This is a genomic window from Sphingomonas sp. BL-S-28 (assembly GCF_055521515.1).
Genome location: NZ_CM145484.1, coordinates 1,691,101 through 1,705,650, shown reverse-complemented (window position 1 = coordinate 1,705,650; position 14,550 = coordinate 1,691,101). Strand labels below are relative to the sequence as shown.

At 64.6% G+C, this 14,550-nt stretch carries 12 protein-coding genes; 4 read left to right on the top strand and 8 right to left on the bottom strand.

Features of this window, described 5'->3' with window-relative positions; genetic code table 11:
- Window positions 1–10 precede the first annotated feature (10 nt).
- Window positions 11–733, top strand: a complete 723-nt coding sequence (locus ACZ1JC_RS16805; RefSeq protein WP_465135787.1) for an ATP12 family chaperone protein — start codon at window positions 11–13, stop codon at window positions 731–733.
- 141 nt (window positions 734–874) lie between these two features.
- Here ACZ1JC_RS16805 and ACZ1JC_RS16800 read toward each other — a convergent pair whose 3' ends face one another.
- The 5 genes from ACZ1JC_RS16800 to ACZ1JC_RS16780 form a co-directional block, all read right to left on the bottom strand.
- Window positions 875–1,423 carry an outer membrane protein gene (locus ACZ1JC_RS16800; RefSeq protein ID WP_465135788.1) on the bottom strand — a complete coding sequence of 183 codons (549 nt, stop codon included), beginning with the start codon at window positions 1,421–1,423 and terminating at the stop codon, window positions 875–877.
- Window positions 1,424–1,741: 318 nt separating this feature from the next.
- Window positions 1,742–2,371 carry an ABC-type transport auxiliary lipoprotein family protein gene (locus ACZ1JC_RS16795; protein ID WP_465135789.1) on the bottom strand — a complete coding sequence of 210 codons (630 nt, stop codon included), beginning with the start codon at window positions 2,369–2,371 and terminating at the stop codon, window positions 1,742–1,744.
- Window positions 2,372–2,394: 23 nt separating this feature from the next.
- On the bottom strand, window positions 2,395–3,333 hold the full coding sequence (locus ACZ1JC_RS16790) for an MlaD family protein (RefSeq protein ID WP_465135790.1): 939 nt from the start codon (window positions 3,331–3,333) through the stop codon (window positions 2,395–2,397).
- Window positions 3,334–3,344: 11 nt separating this feature from the next.
- The gene (locus ACZ1JC_RS16785) at window positions 3,345–4,250 is read right to left on the bottom strand and encodes an ABC transporter ATP-binding protein (protein ID WP_465138569.1); all 906 of its coding nucleotides are present in this window, start codon (window positions 4,248–4,250) and stop codon (window positions 3,345–3,347) included.
- A 5-nt stretch (window positions 4,251–4,255) separates the two neighbouring features.
- On the bottom strand, window positions 4,256–5,371 hold the full coding sequence (locus tag ACZ1JC_RS16780) for an ABC transporter permease (RefSeq protein WP_465135791.1): 1,116 nt from the start codon (window positions 5,369–5,371) through the stop codon (window positions 4,256–4,258).
- A gap of 175 nt (window positions 5,372–5,546) precedes the next feature.
- On the opposite strand from ACZ1JC_RS16780, the gene ACZ1JC_RS16775 reads away from it, so the two are divergent.
- The 3 genes from ACZ1JC_RS16775 (at window position 5,547) to ACZ1JC_RS16765 (ending at window position 10,826) form a co-directional block, all read left to right on the top strand.
- Window positions 5,547–8,216, top strand: coding sequence for a valine--tRNA ligase (locus ACZ1JC_RS16775; RefSeq protein ID WP_465135792.1), 2,670 nt, complete (start codon window positions 5,547–5,549; stop codon window positions 8,214–8,216).
- Between the two features lie 424 nt (window positions 8,217–8,640).
- Complete coding sequence (locus ACZ1JC_RS16770; protein ID WP_465135793.1) at window positions 8,641–9,387, top strand: 7-carboxy-7-deazaguanine synthase QueE; 747 nt, start codon at window positions 8,641–8,643, stop codon at window positions 9,385–9,387.
- An 8-nt stretch (window positions 9,388–9,395) separates the two neighbouring features.
- A complete protein-coding gene (locus ACZ1JC_RS16765; RefSeq protein WP_465135794.1) occupies window positions 9,396–10,826 on the top strand; it encodes an MATE family efflux transporter in 1,431 nt (476 codons plus the stop codon).
- Between the two features lie 129 nt (window positions 10,827–10,955).
- Here the strand turns inward: ACZ1JC_RS16765 and ACZ1JC_RS16760 are convergent, their stop codons facing one another.
- From ACZ1JC_RS16760 to ACZ1JC_RS16750, 3 genes are all read right to left on the bottom strand, one after another.
- Window positions 10,956–12,728 (bottom strand): ATP-binding protein, encoded by a 1,773-nt coding sequence (locus ACZ1JC_RS16760; RefSeq protein ID WP_465135795.1) that lies wholly within the window; start codon window positions 12,726–12,728, stop codon window positions 10,956–10,958.
- 121 nt (window positions 12,729–12,849) lie between these two features.
- Window positions 12,850–13,611 (bottom strand): TIGR02186 family protein, encoded by a 762-nt coding sequence (locus ACZ1JC_RS16755; protein ID WP_465135796.1) that lies wholly within the window; start codon window positions 13,609–13,611, stop codon window positions 12,850–12,852.
- The gene (locus ACZ1JC_RS16750; protein ID WP_465135797.1) at window positions 13,608–14,522 is read right to left on the bottom strand and encodes a sulfite exporter TauE/SafE family protein; all 915 of its coding nucleotides are present in this window, start codon (window positions 14,520–14,522) and stop codon (window positions 13,608–13,610) included. Before ACZ1JC_RS16750 ends, ACZ1JC_RS16755 begins: the two co-directional genes overlap by 4 nt.
- Between the last annotated feature and the right edge of the window lie 28 nt (window positions 14,523–14,550).

The following is a 14,550-nucleotide window of genomic DNA, read 5'->3' as shown; positions in this document are numbered from 1 at the left end:
AATTCGTGAAGTGAAGCGTTTCTACAAGGAAGTAACCGTCGCCCAGATGGACGGCGAGGCGGGCGGCGATGCGGGTGGCGGCTGGCGCGTGCTGCTGGACGGGCGCGGCATCAAGACCGCCGGCGGCCGCGCGCAAGTGCTGCCCAGCCGCGCGCTGGCAGAGGCGATGGCCGCCGAATGGGCCGCGCAGGGTGAGGAGATCGATACCGCGACCTTCCCGCTGCGCGACCTTGCCGATTTCGCCGTGGACGCCATGGCGGCCGACCCGCAATTGGCCGTTCGCGAGATCCTGCCTTATGCGGAAACCGATACGCTCTGCTACCGCGCCGATCCCGAAGACGCGCTGTACCAGCGCCAACTGGCGGTGTGGGAGCCGATGCTGGCTGCCGCCGAAGCGCGCCATGGCCTGCAGTTCCCGCGCGTTTCCGGCATTCTTCACAAGTCGGTCCCGGCCGACACGCTGGCGCGCCTTGAAGCCATGCTGACGGCACAGGATGCCTTCACGCTGGCCGCGCTGCGCATGCTGTCCAGCCTTGCCGCCTCGCTGGTGATCGCGCAGGCCGCCATCGAGCCGGACGCCGATGCCGACGCCTTGTGGAACGCCGCCAATCTGGAAGAGGACTGGCAGGTCGAACTCTGGGGCGAGGACTGGGAAGCGGCAGAACGCCGCGCCACGCGCTTCACCGCCTTCAAGCTGGCAATGGATTTCGCCCGCCTGGCACGCGCGGGGTAACGGCTGCCGCAGGCAGGTCGCAGCTTTCCATGCGACCTTCGGAACAGAAAAAGGCCCGCCCCGGACAAGCCGGAACGGGCCCCCTCGCGCGGACGGGGCTGGGTCGCTCGCCCCGCCCGTCAGCGTCGGTACCTCAGTTCATCAGAACTTGATGCCGAAGCCGGCCAGCGCCTGGTGGCGCGAAAAGCCGTCTTCATAGTTCGAATAGCGATATTCGATCTTGCCGAACATGTTGTGGCCGAGAGCCTGTTCGAAACCGGCGCCCAGACGGACGCCGTCGGCGTCGCCGCTGGCCTTCAGCTTGAGGTCCGGATCTTCGTAAGTCGCGGTGACGCGGCCATTGGTATAACCGGCAAGGACGTAGAGCTTGCTGTTCGCACCCACATTGGTGCCCAAGCGAACGACGCCGGCGAGGTCGCGGCCGGTCTTCATGCAAAGACGCGCCGTATCGTCACCGTAGCACTTCTTGCCGGTGCTGCCGGCAACCGTCGCCTCGATGCCCACGAACATCGCGTTGCTGATCGGCAGTTCGTATCCGGCAGCGGCGCCGTAGTCGAAGCCGTCGGAGTTGATATCGCTGCCGTAGGAGACGGCATCGTAGCCGCCAGTCACCTGCACATAAGCCTGCGCATTGGCAGCGGCAGGCATGGCAAACAGCGCCGCAACGGCGGCGAGGGTGATCTTCTTCATGGTAATTCGCACCTGTATTCACTCCCGCCCCCCTGGCGCGGAGTGGGGGCCGAATACAGGGCACCGGCCATGTTGCAACGATATAAGGAAGTGCACGACTTACCCTCGCCCTTGCCGTTGCAATCGGGCCACACAGGAATTTTCAGGAAAAGCAGTGCAACCCGCAGAAACGCTTAAGCAACAATTGACGAGCGCCAAACAGCAATCGCACTGTCAAATATAAACGGCCGGACTACAAAAAGTTCACACCTGGGGCCGGCAATGCGCGGGAATAGCAAAAATTACTTTCGCCACCCCGCCGGGTCGCAATCAAGTCTTTCAGGAACCCTTGATCCAGTCGGCTGCCTGCTTGGCCACATCGTTGGCGGCCCGGTTCAGCGCCGGTCCCACGGCGGCGGCATCGGGCTTCACATCGGGCACACTGGCTTCGAACCGGCGCGTGGTCAGCGGGCCGCCGCGTTCAACTTTGGTAACGTCAAGCCGGACAACCACCGAACGGGTCGGCACGTCATAGCCCATCGCCAGCAACCGTCCACCGATCTGGACTTGTCCGGCATTCTCGAAATTCAGCCCTTCCACCACCATTCGGCCGGTGCGCGCACGCAGCGTTTCGGCCAGCAGCGCGCGCATCTGGCGCGCAGGCTTCTCCGTCCAGAACGCATCCTTCAGGTAGGAAAGGCTGGAGGCATCGATCTTCACCGGCACGCGCGGCGTATCCAGGCTGCGATCGGAGTCGGGATCAAGCACCACGATCGCCTCGGACAGCTGGCCGCTGACCTGTGAACCCGCAGCGGCGCTTTCGTCCGGCGTCAGACGGATCAGCTGCTCCGGCGGCTTGGGGGCAAGGCTGATGCAGCCGGGCAACGCCAGACAGGCCGCGATCGCAAGCACGCTGCCCAGCGCCTTCCGGTGGAGAACCTTGCCGGCGTTCGTCTTCACGGTTCGCATCGCAGTTCGCATTTCGGGCCCCATCATGGCTTATAGGTGGGCAGCTTCTGCCCCTTCAGCAGCGCGCCGGCGCCCTGTTCGTCGATCTTTTCGGTTACCGAGCGCAAGGCGCGGCTGGTCGCCTGCAGGTCGCGGATCGCGGCTTCTGCGGCGGGCAGAGTCTGGTCCGAAACCTTGTCGAACGCGGGCTGCGCATGCTGCAGCGTCGTGTCCAGCGTATCCATGGACTTCTGCGCCGATGCCAGCGTCTTGCGCAGCTGATCGGCCAGCGAATTGCCCTGATCGCCCAGCAGGTTGTCCGCCTTGCCGGCCACGCCTTCGAAGGCGGCCAGCGTCTTGGTCGCCTGATCCAGCGTGCCCTGAAGCTGAACCAGCGTCTTGCGCACTTCCGGCGAAGCGGCCGAAAGGTCCTTGGTCATCTTGTCCGTGTTCTTCAGGATGCCGGTGATCGAACGCCGGTTATCCTCGGACAGCAGCAGGTTCAGGTTCTCGGTCAGCGTCGCCAGCCGTTCCAGCAGCAGCGGGGCGTTCGACAGGATTTCACCAAGGCCGCCACGCTTGGTGGGGATCACCGGCACGCCTTCGGGGCCCGGCTCGGTCAGCAGCGGGGCATCCTTCACCGCGCCTTCCAGCTGAATGTCGGAAACGCCGGTGAAGCTGCCCTGGATCGTTGCCGTGGTGCCGACCGTCACCGGCACCTTCTTGTCCACCCGGATGCGCACGCGCACGAAGCTGGGATCCTGCGGCCACAGCTCGATCTCGCGGATCTGGCCCACCGGCACGCCCGCGTAATCGACGCCCGACCCCTTCGCCAGCCCGTCTACCGACTGCTTGAAGAAGATGTCGTATTCGTTGCGCGCGCCTTCGTTCAGGCGGGCGATCCAGATGATGAACGCCGCAAGCGCCGCAAGCAGCACCAGCGTGACCGCTCCGACCCAGACGTGATTGGCGCGTGTTTCCATACTCTGGTGCCCTATGCCCCCGGCTCGTCAGACGTGTTGCCGGTATTGTCTTCCACGGCGGCGATCAGCGGTTCGTCCGCCGCTTTGCCTGCCGAAATCTCGTCCTTGGCGCCTAGCGCCGCACGGCCGCGCGGGCCGTTGAAATATTCCTGAATCCACGGATGGTCGAGCGCCAGAAGCTCCGGGATCGTCCCCACCGCGATCACCTTCTTGTCCGCCAGCACGGCCACGCGGTCGCAGATGGCGTGCAGCGTGTCGAGGTCGTGGGTGATTAGGAACACGGTAAGCCCCAGCGTTTCCTTCAGGCCGCGGGTCAGCCGGTCGAACGCGGCGGCGCCGATGGGATCGAGGCCGGCGGTCGGCTCGTCCAGAAACAGCAGCTCGGGATCGAGCGCCAGCGCGCGGGCCAGGCCGGCGCGCTTCCTCATGCCGCCCGAAAGCTCGTTCGGATACTTGTAGGCCGCCTCTTCGGCCAGACCGGCAAGGCGCACCTTGAAACGGGCGATATCCGCGCGCAATTCATCGCCGATCTCGGGGAAGAACTGCTTCAGCGGCACTTCCACGTTCTCACCCACCGTCAGCGTGGAGAACAGCGCGCCGCCCTGGAACAGCACGCCCCAGCGCGATCGCAGGTCGATCCCCTCCTCGTCGGTGGAATCCTCCATGTGGTGGCCCAGCACGGTAATATCGCCCGACTGCGGCTGCTGGAGCCCGATGATCGAGCGCATCAGCACCGACTTGCCAGTGCCCGATCCGCCGACGACGCCCAGAATCTCGCCCTTGCGAACCTTGAGCGACAGATTTTCGTGCACCACGAAACCGTCGAAGGCATTGGTCAGCCCTTCGACGACGATGGGATATTCATCGTCCGCTTCGGTACGGGCGGCGGCGCGGTCATCGACCTGTTCGGTGGCCATATCGGTCATTGCCAGCCGATCTTGGTGAAGAAGATGGCGAAGAAGGCGTCCAGCACGATCACCGTGAAGATCGCCGTGACCACCGCCTGCGTGGTGCGCTGGCCCACTTCCTCTGCATTGGAAGTGACCTGCATGCCCTGATAGCAGCCCGCCAGCGCCACGATCAGCGCAAAGACCGGTGCCTTCAGCAGGCCAACCCAGATGTCCGTCGTCGGCACCACTTCCTGCGTGCGCTGGAGGAACGTCCAGAACGGAATATCCAGCGCGAAGTTGGCAATGAAAGCGCCGCCGATGATCGCCAGCACCGTGGAATAGAAGCCCAGCAGCGGCATCATCAGCATCGCCGCCAGCACGCGCGGCACCACCAGCGCCTGCATCGGCGAAACGCCGATGGTGCGCATGGCGTCCACTTCCTCGGTCAGCTTCATCGTGCCGATCTGCGCCGCGAAAGCGGAACCGGAGCGGCCGGCGACCATGATCGAGGTCATCAGGATGCCAAGCTCTCGCATGGCAAGGCGGCCGGTGAGGTTGATCGTGTAGATTTCCGCCCCGAACTGCGCCAGCTGCACCGCACCCTGCTGGGCGATGACGATGCCGATCAGGAAGCTCATCAGCCCGATGATCCACAGCGAGTTGATGCCCACATGCTGCATGTGGAAGACCAGCGCCGTGCCGCGCAGGCGCGACGGGTGGCGGATCGCCACGCCCAGCGCCAGGATCAGTTCGCCCAGAAAGCCGATGGCCTTGACGAAACCCCTGCCCCAGTTGACCACGACATCGCCGAACTCACCCACCGTGCGCATCAGCAGGCCGGGTTGGGGCACGATTTCCGTTTCATCCTTGGGCATGCGGCCGATGGCCGCGAACAGGCGCTTGGCCCCTTCGCTTTGACCAACGATTTCAAGGCCATGTTCTTCAGCGAAACGCTTTACCAGCCAGGCGCCGGTGGTGTCGATATCGGTCACGCCGGACAAGTCTATGCGGTCTACGGGAGAGCCGCACTCCGCCATCTTGGCATCGAGATTGCCCAGCGAATGAACGCACAGCGGCCCCTTAAGCGCCACCGTGTGGACACCGCCTTGGTCGCTTCCCGACAGAGTGAATTCAGCCCATTCCCGCATGTGCGCTCGTATTGGGGGAAAATGCCTGTACCGGCAAGGGGTTCCCCGGTTGCGACGGATTGTTGATTTCGCAAGAGTCTGTCTGAGAATAGTCCGTGGCAATTTGATGGCAGAGTTAGCCCCCGCCCCTACGCGTACTTGCGCGCGAGGGGCTCTACTGGCAAAGCGCCGCGCCATGACCGACACTCCAGAAACCGCCCCCGAAGCCGCTCTCGAATCTGGGCTCGACAAGACCTTCGACCCCGCCCAGATCGAGGCGAAGTGGTATCAGCATTGGGAAAGCGAAGGGCTGTTCCGCCCCGAGCGTGCCGACGCGCAGCCGTTCACCATCGTGAACCCGCCGCCGAACGTCACCGGATCGCTCCACATCGGCCACGCGCTGGACAATACGCTGCAGGACATCGTGATCCGTCACGAGCGCCTGAAGGGCAAGGACGCGCTCTGGGTGGTCGGCACCGACCATGCCGGCATCGCCACCCAGATGGTGGTCGAACGCCAGATGGAAGCCAAGCAGGACAAGCGCGCCAACTACACGCGTGAGGCTTTCATTGAGAAGGTCTGGGAGTGGAAGGCCGAATCCGGCGGCACCATCACCGGCCAGCTGCGCCGCCTCGGCTGCTCGATGGACTGGAGCCGCGAGCAGTTCACGATGGATCCGCACTTCACCAAGGCCGTGGTCAAGGTCTTCGTGGACCTGCATAAGCAGGGCCTGATCTATCGCGACAAGCGGCTGGTGAACTGGGACCCGAAGTTCCGCACCGCCATTTCCGACCTTGAGGTCGAAACGCGCGAGACCAACGGCCACTTCTGGCACATCAAGTATCCGCTTTCGGACGGTTCGGGCTACATCCACGTTGCCACCACCCGCCCGGAAACGATGCTGGCCGACATGGCCGTCGCGGTTAATCCCGAGGACGAGCGCTACAAGGAACTGCTGGCGCGCGGCGCCACCGTTACCCTACCGCTCACCGGCCGCGAGATTCCGATCGTCGCCGACGAACACGCCGATCCCGAACTGGGTTCGGGCGCAGTGAAGATCACCCCGGGTCATGACTTCAACGATTTCGAGGTTGGCAAGCGCGCGGGCTTCAAGGCCGCCGACATGCTCAACATGCTCGATGCCGATGCCCATGTCTGCCAGACGCAGGACGGCCTTGTCCCCGCGCAGTTCATCGGCATGGACCGGTTCGAGGCGCGCAAGGCGATCGTCCAGTTCCTCGAAGACGACGGCCTGCTGGAAAAGGTCGAGGACCGCGTAATCCAGACCCCGTTCGGTGACCGCAGCGGCGTGGTGATCGAACCCTGGCTGACCGATCAGTGGTACGTCGATGCGCAGACGCTGGCCGGCCCGCCGATGGAAGCCGTCCGCTCCGGCGCGATCGAGATCGTGCCCAAGACCTGGGAAAAGACCTTCTTCAACTGGATGGAAAACATCCAGCCCTGGTGCGTCTCGCGCCAGCTCTGGTGGGGCCACCGCATCCCGGCATGGTACAGCGAAGACGGCGAAATCTTCGTGGCCGAAACCGAAGAAGAGGCACAGGCGCAGGCCGGCAACAAGAAGCTGACCCGCGACAACGACGTGCTGGACACCTGGTTCTCCTCCGCGCTCTGGCCTTTCGCCACGCTCGGCTGGCCCGATGAAGATGCCCCGCTGCTGAAGAAGCACTACCCGAACGACCTGCTGGTTTCCGGCTTCGACATCCTGTTCTTCTGGGATGCGCGCATGGCGATGCAGGGCATTCACTTCATGAAAGAAGTGCCGTGGAAGCGGCTCTACCTCCATGGTCTGGTGCGTGCTGCCGACGGTCAGAAGATGTCGAAGTCCAAGGGCAACGTGGTCGATCCGCTGGGCCTGATCGACAAGTACGGCGCGGACGCGCTGCGCTTCTTCATGGCCGCCATGGAAAGCCAGGGCCGCGACGTGAAGATGGATGAAAAGCGCGTCGAAGGTTACCGCAACTTCGCCACGAAGCTGTGGAACGCCGCGCGTTTCTGCCAGTCCAACGGCATCGTCGCCAGCACCTCGATCAAGGCGCCTGCAGCCAGTTCCGCCGTCAACAAGTGGATCATCGGCGAAGTCGTCGAAACCGTCGCCGCGCTGGACAAGGCCATGGCCGACCTGCGCTTCGACGCCGCTGCCAACGCGATCTACCACTTCGTGTGGAACCAGTTCTGCGACTGGTACATCGAACTCATCAAGGGCAACTTCGACGAAGAGACCAAGGCCGTCGCCGGCTGGGTGCTCGACCAGATCCTCGTCATGCTCCACCCCTTCATGCCCTTCGTCACCGAAGAGCTGTGGAGCAAGATGGGCGCGCGCGATCAGGACCTGATCGTCGCCGCATGGCCCGCGCCGGAAGCTTCGGTGGACGGCGAGGCCAAGGCCGAAGTCGAATGGCTGATCGCGTTGGTCGGCAACTTGCGCGGCGCCAAGTCCGAACTCGGTATCGCACCCGGCGCGCGCCTTACCGCCTATGTCGCCGATCCCTCGGACGCGACGCGCGCGGTGATCGGCCGCAACGGCACCGTGATCGACCGTCTGGCGCGTTTGGATGCGATTTTGTTCGAGGCCGCTCCGGCCGGTGCCGCCATGCAGGTGGGCGCGGGTGACGCGACGCTGGCGATCCCGCTGGAAGGCGTGATCGACATCGCCGCCGAAAAGGCCCGTCTGGAAAAGGCCATGGCCGCTTCGGTCAAGGAACGGGACTCGCTCGACAAGCGCCTGGGCAACCCGGCCTTCGTCGAGAAGGCCAAGCCCGAGGCGATCGACAAGGCCCGCGCCGACCATGCCCACCACTCGGCCGAAGCGGAGCGTCTGGCTGCGGCGCTGGCACGGCTGGGATAAGATGAAGCGGAGGGAAGCGGGGCCGACACAACCCCCTTCCCTCGTCGCCCCCGCGAAGGCGGGGGCCCCGCTTTTTCCTGTTTCACGCGGAGGCACGGAGACGCGGAGGGACAGTGCAGCCACCCCATTCTCCGTGCCTCCGCGCCTCCGCGCCTCCGCGTGCTAAAAAAGAAGCGGGATCCCCGCCTTCGCGGGGATGACGAATATTGAGGGATGGGCGTTGCTCCGGCACCGTTTCGCTTCGTTTTGGATTTCCTACCCCACGCGCATCTGACACTTTTCCGGGCATGACCGCCCTGCTCTTTCCCCACGATTCCAGCCACAAGGTGACACCCTCGACACAAGGTGACACTTTTCCCTCTGGACCGTGTAAACTGTGTCAACCTCACCCCTCAAAACCGTAACCTTGCATTCGAGACCATCCGTGACGCTTGCGCTTGCCACCACCACTCCCGGCGAACCCGAAGTGTTCGCTTCGCTTCAGGGCGAAGGGCCCAGCATGGGGCGGCCGAGCACTTTCGTGCGGCTGTCGCGCTGCAACCTTGCCTGCCAGTGGTGCGACACCGCGTATACCTGGCGCTTCACCGGCGATAACCGCTTCCACCGCGACGATCTGGCGTTCGAGCGCAAGGCCAATCAGGTCATGGCCGAAGAAGCCGATGTGGCACGCATGGTGGCGGACTTGCCGCCCGACCGGCTCGTCATCACCGGCGGCGAGCCGCTGCTGCAAGGCCCCCAACTGGCGCGAATGCTGGCGGCCCTCGACGAAGCGCGGCCGGGGATGCATGTGGAGATTGAAACCAACGGATCGGTCGCACCGCACGCCAGCCTCGATGCGCGGGTGCAGCAGTACAATGTCAGCCCGAAACTGGCGCACAGCGGCAACCCGGCGGAACTGGCATTGGTGCCCGAACGGCTGGCGGCATGGGCGGCGGACCCGCGCGCCTACTTCAAGTTCGTGGTGGCCGAACCCGCCGACGTGGCCGAAGTGGAAGCGCTTAGGGAGACTTACGCGATCCCGCGCGAGCGGCTATTCCTGATGCCGGAAGGCCGCTCCAGCGATGTCATCCGGCAGCGTTCGGGTTGGCTCTCGGATTTATGCATGCGTGAGGGCTATCGCTTCACGGACCGCCTGCACATCCACATCTGGGGCGATACGCGGGGCACGTAAGGGGACATATGAACGAAGCATCGCCGATTCCCGCCGGGGAAACCGAACCGGGGGAACCTGAAACGCCGGCGCAGCAGCAGCGCATGAAGGGCGACCTCACGCAGGGGCCGATCCTCAAGACGCTGCTGGTGTTCTCGATCCCGATGCTGATTTCGAACGTCCTCCAGACGCTGAACGGATCGGTGAACGCGATCTGGGTCGGGCGGCTGCTGGGCGAAAGCGCGCTGGCGGCCACGGCCAATGCCAACATCATCATGTTCCTGCTGATCGCGCTGGTCTTCGGCTTCGGCATGGCGACCACCGTGCGCGTGGGCCAGCACTTCGGCGCGCGCGACATCGATGCGGCGCGCAAGACCTTCGGCTCGGGTGTCGGCTTCTGCTCGCTGCTGGCGATCGGCTGCGGCCTGGCCGGCTGGTTCGGCGCCGATGCTCTGCTGCACGCGCTGGGTACGCCGGGCGCCAGCCGGATCGAGGCGCTGGCCTATCTGCGCGTGATCTTCGTGACGCTGCCGCTGGGATCGCTCTCGCTGATGGTCTCCATGGGCATGCGCGGTGCGGGCGATTCCAAGACGCCGCTCTACGCGATGATCCTGACGGTGGCGCTGGACGTGATCCTGAACCCGCTGCTGATCATCGGCCCCGGCCCGCTGCCCACGCTGGGGATTGCCGGCTCGGCGACGGCGACGGCCTTCGCGAACTTCGCCGGCCTCGTGTTCCAGCTCTGGACGATCTACCGCAAGGACCTGCCGATGCGCCTGCGCGGCGCGGAACTGGGCTATCTGATCCCGCGCGGCAGCGAGCTGAAGTATGTGATCCTGAAGGGTCTGCCAATGGGCGCGCAGATGCTGCTGGTGTCTTCCGCCGGCCTCATCATGGTCAGCCTCGTCAACGCGGAAGGGCTGGAGGCGGCGGCGGCCTATGGCGCCTCATTGCAGCTGTGGAACTACCTGCAGATGCCGGCGATGGCGATCGGTTCGGCGGTCAGCGCGATGGTCGCGCAGTCGCTGGGCGCGCACGATCACGGCCGCGTGGGCAAGGTGACCGAGATCGGCCTCGTTACCAACCTCGCGCTCTCCACGCTGATGGCAGCACTGATCGTGGTGTTCGATCACCCGCTGCTGGCGCTGTTCCTGGGCGGGCATAGCCCGGCGATGCCGATCGCGCAGCATATCCAGTTGGTCTGCACCGCCTCGTTCGTGATCGTGTCCATCACCATGATCCTCACCGGCACGCTGCGCGCCTATGGCGCGGTGGTAGTGCCGCTGGTGATCATGTTCATCGGCCTCTATCCCGGCCGTCTGGGCTTCTACCACCTCGCCTATCCGCTGATCGGCAGCGAAGCGCTTTGGTGGTCCTACCCGGTCGGCTCGGCGCTGACCGTGGCCCTGACGCTGGCCTACTATCGCTGGGGCAAGTGGCGCGCGGCCTTCGATCTTTGAGACATTCCTCCCCTGCAAGGGGAGGTGGCAGCCCGAAAGGCTGACGGAGGGGTATCCACGCCAGCGGCGACACCCCTCCACCGCCTTCAGGCGGTCCCCCTCCCCTTGCTGGGGAGGACACAAGCGCCGTTACCTACCCTGCGCGCGCCAGCGCTGAACGGTGCGCAGGACGGACTCCTCCTCCCCGCCGGAGCTGTTCCACAGCTCGGTGAACGAAGGGTCGGCCGAAGCGGGGCGCTTGTACTCTTCCAGCTCGTCGAAAGAGACGCGGATCGGGATCGTCACGCCCTCGCCGCAGATGATGCACTCGCGGTTGCGCAGCGCCGGGATGGAATCGAGGAACCCGCGTGCGCCTTCCGGCATCGCCGCGCGCACGAAGGCCTGGTCGCGATCGTTGTTGAGGCGCATCGAGATGATCGTGCCGCACTGCGACAGCACGCCTTCGGCGAGGTCGGACGGGCGCTGGGTGATAAGACCCAGCGAGATGCCGTATTTGCGGCCCTCCTTGGCGATGCGCGAAAGGATGCGGCCTACCGAGGATCCATCGGCGTTCTTCTCGCTGGGAACGTAGCGGTGCGCTTCCTCGCAGACGAGCAGGATCGGCCGCGTCTTCTCCTCACGCCCCCAGATCGCATAGTCGAACACCATGCGGCTGAGCACGGCGACCACGGTGCTGGTGATGTCCGAAGGCACGCCCGAAACGTCGATGATCGCGATCGGCCGGCCGTTCGAGGGCAGACGGAAGATCTTGGAAATGAACTCCGCCATCGTATCGCCCACCAGCATGCCGGAGAACATGAACTGGTAGCGCGGATCGCCCTTCATCTCGTCGAGCTTGTTCTTGATGCGCATGTAGGGTGCGCTGGAGTGCCCCTTGTCCAGCTTGCCCATGTGGTTGTTGAGGATGATGGACAAGTCGGAGAGCAGGTACGGGATCGGTGAATCCACGGTGATCTTGCCCAGCTGTTCCGCCAGCCGGCTCTTGCCCCGCGCTTCCAGCAAGCACTTGCCGAGGATCTCGGTATCCAGCTGGCGATCGTCCCCGCGCGAGGTCAGCAGGATCTCGCAATGCTCCTCGAAGTTCATCAGCCAGTACGGCATCTGCAGGTTCGACACGTCGAGGATCACGCCGGTGTTGCGAAACGCCGATGCATACTCGCCGTGCGGGTCGATCATGATGATGTGACCCTCCGGCGCATGTTCGCAGATGCGGTGCAGGATCAGCGCCGCGCTGGTCGACTTGCCGGTGCCGGTCGATCCCAGCAGCGCGAAGTGCTTGCCCAGCAACGCGTCGACATAGAGGCCGGCGCGGATGTCCTTGGTGGGATAGACGTTGCCGATCTGCACCGCGCTGCGTCCGTCGCTCGCGTAGATCTGGCGCAAGTCCTCCGTCGTCGCGGGATAGACCAGCGCGCCGGGAGAGGGATAGAAGGTGACGCCGCGGCGGAAGCCGTGAATGCGCCCGGTCAGCCGCTCCTCGCTGCCTTCGCCCAGAAAGTCCGCCTCGGCCACGATGCCGCCGGGAATCTTGCTGTCGCTCTTCTGGTTGCGGACGCTGGCGAGCAACCAGCCATTGCCGACACGGATCTTCACCTGACTGCCAACCTGCCCGGACTGCGCGACCGAGGGATCGCCGTCCTTCGTCACTTCGCCCAGTCGGTTGATGTCGAGCGCGATGCGCGTGCCGGCGCCGGAAATCTCCAGGATCACGCCGATCGGCTCGCGCCCGGTATCCAGCCGCGGCGCCTGCCGCTGGGCTGCGGCGTGAGCGTGGGGATTGGGCGCGCTGGTCCCCGGATGCGCGGCGGCCTGTTGTGTCGGTTGCCCCACAGGCTGCGCTGCCGGTTGCCCGGCCTGCGGCGCGCGCGCGGGATCGAAGCCTTCCATCTGCATCTGGTTCATTGTGCCCTCGAAACGGTACCGGAAGGAAAATTCCGGGCCATTGAGAGCTATGACCGGGCAGTTAATTTCCGGCTAAGATCGCACTCGTACAAAAGTCTCAGCACCAAACCGAGCCGGCGCTTCAGCGCAGCGCGAAAAGCCGGCCGGCGATCCAGCCCATGCCCACCGAAACGATCACCGCCAGCAGGCCATAAGCAAAGCCGTAGTTCTCGGCAAAAGTGGCGATTGCCCGCTCCACGCCGAGCTTGCGCACTTCGACCTGGCTGCTGGCCGATGCCACCACGCGCCCCTTCGAAATGGCAAAAGTCTCGGCCGTGTAGGTTCCCGTCGGAACGCGCGAGGGCAGGCCGATGCGCGCCTGATAGAGCACTTGCTCGCTGACCTTCACGCCGCCCTCATCTTCGCGATAGAGCCCGTTGCGACGGTTGAGGTCGACCAGACCATTGGCAAAGCGCGTCTGCTCATCCGGGTCGATCGCGCCGATCGGCGAGAGTTGCAGCCATTTCAGGCCCAATTCGTAGATCGCCGCCGTCTTGTCATCGACGATCCGGGCGATGGGCTTGGTCGAGGCGATGGCATAGTACGACGGCGCCGAACGCAGTTCGGTGCTGTTCGCATTGATCCAGATCCCGGCGACCTTGCGCTTTTCACGCAGGATGATCGATTGGGTCGGCCCCTTCAGCACCACGACGATGTCATAGTCCTGCGCGGCGCGTGATCCTTCCGGGGTCAGGATCGCGCCGAACAACAGCAGTTCGGTGCCGGTAAAACCCTGCTGCAGCGCCACTTCATGCTGCGAGACTTCGGGCACCAGGATCGGATCGCGCGCGCCGCCCAGCATGACCGCTGCCAGGAGAGCGAATGAGGCAGCCACCAGCCTCATAGCGGGGCGACCGTGAAGATCTCGTCAGGCCGATATCCCAGCCCGATCGCCATGCGCCCCGCCACCAGCAGCACGATCACCGCCAGAATCAGGCGCAGTTTCACCGGGCTTGCCTTCTGCGCGAGCTGTGCGCCCATCTGGGCGCCGGTAACGGAGCCGAACAGCAGCAGCGATGCCAGCACGATGTCCACGGCATGCGTGGTCATCGCGTGCATCATGGTGGTGGCAATCGTGGTGAAGAGGATCTGCCAGAGCGAGGTGCCGACGACGACATTGGCGCTCATACCCAGGATGTAGAGCATGGCCGGCACCAGGATGAAGCCGCCGCCGATGCCCATCAGCATCGTCAGGATACCGGTGGCGACCCCCAGCAACAGTGGCGCCAGTGGCGAGATGTAGAGGCCGGATCGATAGAAGCGCCAGCGCATCGGCAGGCTGGCGACCATCGGGTGATGCCGGCGTTTTCGCGCCGCGATCGGCACGCCGCTGCGCTCCGCCCGAATCGCCTGAATGCTTTCCTTGGCCATCAGGCTGCCGATCGAACCCAGCATCCCGACATAAAGGATGTTGATCACGGTATCGATCTGGCCCAGCCGCGCCAGCAGGTTGAACAGCAGCGCGCCGATCCCGGTGCCGACGATGCCGCCGAACACCATGACCGACCCCATCAGGTAATCCACTCCGCCGCGCTTGGCATGGGCGAACACGCCCGAAACGCTGGCGCCGGTAACCTGGCTGGCGGCCGATGCCGCCGCGACCGTGGGGGGAATGCCGTAGAAGATCATCAGCGGCGTGGTCAGGAAGCCGCCGCCCACGCCGAACATTCCCGACAGGATCCCTGTCAGTGCACCCAGCGCAACGATGACCAGCCCGTTGACCGAGAGATTGGCGATGGGAAGATAGACATCCATTCCAGTTCTCTCGCTAACGCAGCACGGC

Excerpts from the sequence above, each read along its gene's own strand:
- ACZ1JC_RS16765 (WP_465135794.1), top strand. The coding sequence starts at position 9,396 with ATGAACGAAGCATCGCCGATTCCCGCCGGGGAAACCGAACCGGGGGAA.
- ACZ1JC_RS16785 (WP_465138569.1), bottom strand. The coding sequence starts at position 4,250 with ATGGCCACCGAACAGGTCGATGACCGCGCCGCCGCCCGTACCGAAGCG.
- ACZ1JC_RS16780 (WP_465135791.1), bottom strand. The coding sequence starts at position 5,371 with ATGCGGGAATGGGCTGAATTCACTCTGTCGGGAAGCGACCAAGGCGGT.
- ACZ1JC_RS16795 (WP_465135789.1), bottom strand. The coding sequence starts at position 2,371 with ATGCGAACCGTGAAGACGAACGCCGGCAAGGTTCTCCACCGGAAGGCG.
- ACZ1JC_RS16760 (WP_465135795.1), bottom strand. The coding sequence starts at position 12,728 with ATGAACCAGATGCAGATGGAAGGCTTCGATCCCGCGCGCGCGCCGCAG.
- ACZ1JC_RS16750 (WP_465135797.1), bottom strand. The coding sequence starts at position 14,522 with ATGGATGTCTATCTTCCCATCGCCAATCTCTCGGTCAACGGGCTGGTC.
- ACZ1JC_RS16790 (WP_465135790.1), bottom strand. The coding sequence starts at position 3,333 with ATGGAAACACGCGCCAATCACGTCTGGGTCGGAGCGGTCACGCTGGTG.
- ACZ1JC_RS16800 (WP_465135788.1), bottom strand. The coding sequence starts at position 1,423 with ATGAAGAAGATCACCCTCGCCGCCGTTGCGGCGCTGTTTGCCATGCCT.
- ACZ1JC_RS16755 (WP_465135796.1), bottom strand. The coding sequence starts at position 13,611 with ATGAGGCTGGTGGCTGCCTCATTCGCTCTCCTGGCAGCGGTCATGCTG.
- ACZ1JC_RS16775 (WP_465135792.1), top strand. The coding sequence starts at position 5,547 with ATGACCGACACTCCAGAAACCGCCCCCGAAGCCGCTCTCGAATCTGGG.